Annotated in this window: 1 protein-coding gene; it reads left to right on the top strand. The window is 45.4% G+C overall.

The genetic code is table 11. From position 1 onward, the window contains the following. Nucleotides 1-339: 339 nt before the first annotated feature. The coding region (locus RMO27_RS17380) for an Eco57I restriction-modification methylase domain-containing protein (protein WP_309734808.1) at nucleotides 340-3,362 on the top strand (3,023 nt) is incomplete at its 3' end.

A 3,362-nucleotide genomic window follows, 5' to 3' on the forward strand; every position in this document is an offset into this window, starting at 1 on the left:
GGCACAACTATCGAGCAGATTGAAATGAGACTTCTTACCTTTTTTGAAACTCAACAATTACAGACTCCAATTCAAATTTCAAATACGATTCAACATATCTACAACCTTATTCTGTAGTCTTCCGGCGGGAAGGGAGTAGAAGGCGTAAATTTAGGAGACAATCTTGGTATTCTGGCTAATTCAGTCCAGTTTCCAGACGGAGAAATCGGCACAGATACTCTAGAAGATATCCTTAACGATCGGATATTTACCATCGCCGAACCGCCGCGTTGGGTAATTTTGATCAGTGTCGATAGTATCGCTTTAATCGATCGAGCCAAGTGGAATTCATCGCGATTATTGCGGTTTGATTTAGGTGAATTATTCCGTGAAAATGATCCGAATGCCCTGTTAGCGGCGGCGACTTTATTACATCGAGAACATACTTGTCCGAGTGAGGGGACGGCTTTACTCGACAGGTTGGATGAAAATAGTCACAAACATACCTATAGTGTTTCCGCCGATCTGAAATTTGCCCTGCGGGAAGCGATCGAGTTATTGGGAAATGAGGTGTTGCACTATCGCCGCCACGTCCAAAAAAAGCGGGTATTTACCAGCGACGCACAACAAGCAGCGGGAGAACAAACCACCGATCCTAACCAGCTAAAAATTGAGTGTCTGCGCTGGGTGTATCGCTTACTATTTATTTTCTACATCGAGGCTCGTCCCGAATTGGGCTACGCGCCGCTGAATGCGGATGTCTATCGCGAGGGCTATAGTCTAGAGAGCTTGCGCGATTTGGAGCAGAGTCAGTTACTCACCCCAGAGGATGAGGGCGGTTATTACATCGATAACTGTATTCGCCAACTATTCAAACTGCTGTGGGAAGGTTATCCAGTTCGACACGCGCAATTGAGTCTAGAACCGCCTACCGCTGTAGCTAAAGGTGGTGTGGATACTTTTCGGCTCCCCGAACTCAAAAGTCATCTCTTCGACCCCGATCGCACGTCGTTGTTAAATGGAGTCAAGCTGCGAAATTCTGTCATGCGCGAAATTTTAGAATTGATGTCTCTGTCCCAAACAACGGGCAAACGGCGGCGGGGACGGATTAGTTACGCTCAATTGGGGGTAAACCAACTGGGGGAGGTTTATGAGGGTTTACTGAGCCTGTCAGCCTTCTTTGCGGAGGAGGATCTGTATGAGGTGCAGCCAGCGAAGAAGGATAAGAAGAAAAGTACCGAGGATGAAGATGAAGATGAGGATGAAAGCACTAATTCCGTACCGACGGGAGAGGGAAACGATCTAGAAGTTGGTTATTTTGTGAGTGTCGATCGATTGGCGGAATTTACCAAAGCTGAATTAGTCATCGATCCCAAAACAGGTAGACATCGCCAACATCCCAAGGGCAAGTTTTTATTCCGATTAGCCGGACGTGATCGCACCAAAAGTGCGAGTTATTATACGCCCCAATCTTTGACTCAATGTTTAGTTAAATACGCACTCAAGGAACTCCTCCAAGACAAAACAGCCGATGATATTCTCCATCTGACAATCTGCGAACCAGCGATGGGTAGTGCGGCATTTTTGAATGAGGTGGTAGATCAATTAGCCGAGGCTTATTTAGAACGCAAACAGCAGGAACTTGGCGAGAAAATCCCCCACGAGGATATTATCATCGAGAAGCAAAAAGTTAAAATGCTGCTGGCCGATCGCAATGTTTATGGTATCGATAAGAACCCGATCGCGATGGAATTAGCAGAGGTTTCATTATGGCTCAACTGCATCTATGGCGATAAAGATAAACAGATATTTATCCCCTGGTTCGGGACGCAGCTTCACTGTGGTAACTCTCTCATCGGCGCACGGCGGCAGGTATATACTAAACAGCAGATTCTCGCAGATAGAAAAGGTTTAGGAAAATGGCATAAGTCTTCACCCATCGCTCAAAAATCTGGCGAAGGAGTATATCACTTCTTACTAGGCGATCCGGCGATGGCAAATTACACTGATAAAGTAATTAAATCCCTCGAACCAACAGCAATCGGACAAATTACTACTTGGCAAAAAGAGTTCGCCAAAACTGGATTTACACCAGAGCAAGCTGACTATGCGGTAATTTTGAGTAAAAAGATCGCTGAGATCTGGGATGAATACGCCCAAGAACTCGCCAAAATAGAGGAACGCACCACCGACGATCTCCAAGTTTGGGGACAACCGAATAACTCGTCACGGGGCGGCGTTCCCCTGGCGATGAAAGATAAAATCTACGAGCAAGAAAAGCTCTCTCAAGGTGTCAGTAATGCCAGTAAATATCGCCGCCTGAAACTGGTGATGGATTACTGGTGTGCGTTGTGGTTTTGGCCGATCGAACAAGCAGAGGAATTACCCAGCCGCGAACAATTTCTCCAAGAAGTGGGGGCAATCTTGGGCGAAACTGAAATGTTAGTTTCCAGCTCTCAACAGTTAGCCCTATTTCCCGAAACTCAATCCGCCGAACAGGGACAATTAGCTCTGAAAACTTACGGTTTTGTCGATTTAGATAAGCTGAAACGCTTTTATCCTCGGTTGGGGATTGTGGCGGAAGTTACCGAAAGGCAACACTTTTTTCATTGGGAGTTAGAGTTTGCCGATATCTTCCAAGCGCGAGGTGGTTTTGACTTGATGGTGGGTAATCCACCTTGGTTGAAAATAGAGTGGGAAGAAGGCAGACTTTTGGGGGATTACGATCCGCTGGTAGTATTGCGGAAACTTTCAGCTAGTGAATTGGCAAAACAGCGAGAGGTAGTGTTTGGCAAATTTCCGCGTCTGTACTCTGCTTATCTGCGGGAGTATGAGGAAGCTGCCGGAACTCAAAACTTTTTAAATGCGGTACAGAATTACCCATTGCTCAAGGGAATGCAGACAAATTTATTTAAGTGCTTCTTACCGCAAGCTTGGCAGTTTTGTAAGCCGGAAGGGGTTAGTGGTTTTCTGCATCCTGAAGGAGTATATGACGATCCCAAAGGTGGAAAATTTAGAGAAACACTCTATCAACATCTAAAAGCTCATTTCCAGTTTGATAATGAGCTAAAACTTTTTAGCGAAGTACACCACTGCACTAAATTCAGCATCAATATCTATCAAAAATTAATTGTCCAACAACCGGACATCATTCGTCTTGTGCATATCGCTAATCTCTATAGCCCCAGCACAATTTATGAATCCTTTGAAATAGATAATATTCCGATGATTCCAGGAATTAAAAATGCTGAAGGTAAGTGGGAAACAACCGGACATCCCAGCCGAATTATTAGCGTAGATCGAGATGTCCTCGCTCTTTTTGCCCAACTCTACGACGAATCAGGGACAGCCCCAGAATCTGCCCGACTTCCCGCCATACATAC

It is taken from the genome of Chamaesiphon sp. OTE_75_metabat_556 (genome assembly GCF_031378165.1).
Classification (GTDB): domain Bacteria; phylum Cyanobacteriota; class Cyanobacteriia; order Cyanobacteriales; family Chamaesiphonaceae; genus Chamaesiphon.